Here is a 1,408-nt window from a genome sequence, read left to right as displayed (position 1 = left end):
GATGTGAATTGGTATAGATATGTGAATAATAGTCCGTTGAATTACACGGATCCTGAGGGGCTTTTTCATTGTGAAATAGATTGTGCTTTTGCTGATCTAAGTAATAAATGTGATGCAGTGATAAAATCGCTAGTCTATGCGAGTCTAATAGGTCCTGAAGGTAAGGGTGATGGGAACACGATTGATGATGATATAGCTCATTGTCTTTCCCAATGTGAACTTGCAAAAAGTTTTGGAAAAGAACTAGCTAAGAAATTAGGTGATCTGAAAGAAAAACTCGATCAATGCAAAAAGGACTTCGATCAGTCTGACAGCGATGAAGATCAAAAATCTAATGAGGCGGGTCGACGATGTGCTGATGATCCGAGAGGATGTGAGTGTTGTTGTGCTGAGGCGGTTTAGCATTATTGAAACATGTTTAGAATTAAATTTAAAGTCAGTCTTTTACATTGGATAGCGCACATTGTTTCTTATGGAATAATATTTATGTGGATATATGATTTTTATAGAGGCCATGAAAGATTTCAATATAATTTTGATATAGAGATGGCATGGTATTCATTCAATAATGACTATTATGAAAAGAAATTTGGTTTTGTGTTAGATAGTTATGATTACGTAAATAGGCGCTTTTTTGGATTAATTTCAGATCCTCCGGTGACTTTTATAAAAAGAGTTCATAAAGGGGGCATTTTAGACAAGCTTGGGTTTAAAGCATATGATTTTCTTCATTTGATGAGCAGTGGCAGTTTTATTTACAAGCTTGATCTGCTAGCGAAAGGCGAGAAGGTAGGGAAAGTAGTTGTGCGGAGAGGCTGGGATACATATATGAAATTAAAGGATGAGCATCTTGTGGAGATAGATTTAGACCCTGCATTGGAGATGTTAAAGGAGGGCATGACAGACAGCAAGTAGTGAGAAATGATGTAAATGTTTTTGATTCAATTTTAATAAATAATAATTAGGAATTGGCGAACGATATGTCTTTTATAGATCCGGGGCGGCAGTATCGGTATTACAACGGGTGGGACTTGACAGAGGTGTATAATAACAACATGCAACTAGTGGAGTCGTATGTGCATGGGGGGCGAGTGGATGAGATAGTGCGGATACGGCGGAATAATTACTGGACGAACGGCAACGGGCAGAGCGGGGTGACGACGACGGATTGGTATTTGCACGAGAATGTGCTGGGGAGCACGGTGCGGGTGACGAATCCGACGGGGGACGAGATGTTGCGTGCGCAGTATGATGTGTATGGGCGAGTGAGATTTTTCCAGAATGGGCAACTCTATTACAATCACACGATGACGCGGTTTTGGTATACGGGGCGGGAGATGTTAGGGAATGAGTATGGCGGGATAGGAGCAGGGCTTTACGATTACCGCAACCGCATCTATAGCACGGT

At 40.8% G+C, this 1,408-nt stretch carries 3 protein-coding genes; all 3 read left to right on the top strand.

What is annotated here, in order from left to right; genetic code table 11:
- Positions 1 to 402: hypothetical protein (locus NZM04_07905; GenBank protein MCS7063945.1), on the top strand; the 402-nt coding region annotated here is incomplete at its 5' end.
- A gap of 84 nt (positions 403 to 486) precedes the next feature.
- Positions 487 to 915 (top strand): hypothetical protein, encoded by a 429-nt coding sequence (locus NZM04_07900; GenBank protein MCS7063944.1) that lies wholly within the window; start codon positions 487 to 489, stop codon positions 913 to 915.
- Positions 916 to 980: 65 nt separating this feature from the next.
- A partial coding sequence (locus NZM04_07895; GenBank protein ID MCS7063943.1) for a hypothetical protein occupies positions 981 to 1,408 on the top strand: 428 nt, incomplete at its 3' end.

The organism is Candidatus Methylacidiphilales bacterium (assembly GCA_025056655.1).
Taxonomy (GTDB): domain Bacteria; phylum Verrucomicrobiota; class Verrucomicrobiia; order Methylacidiphilales; family JANWVL01; genus JANWVL01.
The sequence above is the reverse complement of the archived record's forward strand: the minus strand, read 5'-3'. Positions and strand labels throughout refer to the sequence as shown.

What these genes read in the sequence shown, in the direction of transcription:
- NZM04_07900 (MCS7063944.1), top strand. Translation starts at nt 487, where the DNA reads ATGTGGATATATGATTTTTATAGAGGCCATGAAAGATTTCAATATAAT.